Below are 1682 nucleotides of genomic sequence, written 5' to 3'. Positions count from 1 at the left end.
TTATTAGGTGTTTTGGTCTCCAGTACGATGCTCAAAAAGGTTTTATTTGGGGGACTTGGTTTTTCTTGTTTGTTAGCCCCTTCAGCGTTACAGGCACAAATTACTGTGGATCCTAACGCTCATGCCGCCCATCGCCCAGATATAGTAGCAGCGCCCAATGGGGTTCCTTCCATTGATATTGTCACCCCCAATGGCAAGGGCTTATCACACAATAAATATAACGATTTTAATATTGGAAATCCAGGTGTGATTTGGAATAATCATGCGCAAGAAGTGGGGCAATCGCAGTTGGGGGGCATTATGCCGGGCAATCCGCATTTGCGCCTCACGGGTTCGGCGAAAGTGATTTTAAATGAAGTGACCAGCAGCAAGCGCAGTGCGCTTCATGGTCCAGGAGAGGTTTTTGGGAGCCCAGCCGATGTGATTATAGCCAATCCCAATGGGATAAGCTGTGATGGTTGCGGTTTTATCAATACGCCCCATGCGACCTTAACCACAGGTGTACCCGAAATTGATGCGAGCGGTTTTTTGAAAGGCTTTGAGGTGCGAGGTGGGGATATCACCTTTGGCGCCAAGGGAGCCAATTTTTTCTCAGGCCAAGGGGCTGTTGATATTGTCGATATTGTCTCACGCACAGTGCATTTTGAAGGAGCTGTTGCGGGCAAGGAAATTGGAGTGACAGCAGGGACGGGTCACTTTGATTATGCTTCTCGGCAGATGAAAGAGCTAACTGATATTACCGGTAAACCGGAATATGCGATAGATGGCTCTGCTTTGGGGGCTCTACAGGCGGATCAGATTAAACTTGTGGCAACAGAAAAAGGTGTTGGGGTTCGTATGCGCCATGATATGGCAGCCAATGCGGGGCAGTTGCATCTTTCTGCTGACGGGAAAATCTCGTTGAAGAATGTTTTTGGTCATGGGGGCGTTGTCCTCAAATCGAAAAGCCAGAGCGTATTGGCAAAACACATCACCTCGAAAAAGCATATTGATATTGCCGCTCACAAGGATGTGACGTTAGAAACGGTTGGCGCTGATGGTCATTTGAAGATAGAGGCGCAGGATGGGCTTTTATCGATTGCTGGTAAAGCAACATCGGGAGGCAATATGGAGCTTTCTTCGCGCCAGACACTTCAAGTTTCAGGGCTAGGGTCAGGTGCTGATATGGCTCTTGAAGCGGGCGGAGACTTGAAGCTTGAGGGGATTGTTTTAGCGCAAGGGAATCTCAAGGCGCATGCCGGTGGTGATATACAGGCGCAGCTTTTAGCCGGTGGGGTTGATATGGCGGCAACGGGTGCTGCTGGTGTTGTTGTTCTTAGCACCCAAGGGGATGTTGATCTCCAGAGCAGTCAAGGTGCGATTGTCGCTGAAAGTATTTATGGTGCAGGAGATATCACCTTGGTTTCTCATAACGGACTTTCTGTTTCTCAAACAATTCTGTCGCATCAAAATGTTGCCATTCAAGCACAACCAGAAACAAATGCCCCCGTTCATTTTAGACAACTTTTAGCCTATGGCAAGGCAAATATTGAGGGTGGGGCGGTTGACTTTTCTTCGCTGATGACGGGTGAAAAAGCTGTTTTAAAGGTAGGCAGCCTTGATGCAGGCACACTGATGACAGGTGTCGTTTCTACGGGCGGTTCAGGGGATCTTATTTTAGATAAAAACGGCTTTCTTTTGAT

At 48.1% G+C, this 1682-nt stretch carries 1 protein-coding gene; it reads left to right on the top strand.

Annotated elements, in window-relative coordinates:
* Positions 1-1682 (top strand): filamentous hemagglutinin N-terminal domain-containing protein (locus tag ACFIK0_RS09100; RefSeq protein WP_375663874.1); only part of this gene is annotated, 1682 nt, incomplete at both ends.

Source organism: Bartonella sp. CL63NXGY (assembly GCF_042194905.1).
Taxonomy (GTDB): domain Bacteria; phylum Pseudomonadota; class Alphaproteobacteria; order Rhizobiales; family Rhizobiaceae; genus Bartonella.
Note: the sequence above shows the minus strand (reverse complement) of the source record. Positions and strands in the feature narration are given on the sequence as shown.